1 protein-coding gene is annotated in these 244 nt (G+C 43.4%); it reads right to left on the bottom strand.

Annotated features, from left to right (window positions below; genetic code table 11):
- A partial coding sequence (locus tag KVT34_RS30895; protein WP_217563361.1) for a hypothetical protein occupies window positions 1–244 on the bottom strand: 244 nt, incomplete at both ends.

The following is a 244-nucleotide window of genomic DNA, read 5'->3' as shown; positions in this document are numbered from 1 at the left end:
GAGCATTCGAGCCAACATCTTTCCCACCGTCTTCACTGTTCTTTTTAAGCATAGCTGTAAAGGAGATTTTTTCCTCTTGTTTGCCAACCGCTACAAATTTGAATCCTTTGTTGCAAGCAGCGAAGTTGTTCTCCAATCGTCCTCCATCCCCACCAACAGTCAGATTAACACCTGTGTCTTTAGCGGTAACCGAAAGATGTTTAGTAGTCGTTACAACATCCGCTCTAAAGTAAACAGCGTAGCT

This window comes from Paenibacillus sp. GbtcB18, assembly GCF_019091125.1.
GTDB classification, from domain to species: Bacteria; Bacillota; Bacilli; order Paenibacillales; family NBRC-103111; genus Paenibacillus_F; species Paenibacillus_F chitinolyticus.
The sequence above is the reverse complement of the archived record's forward strand: the minus strand, read 5'-3'. Positions and strand labels throughout refer to the sequence as shown.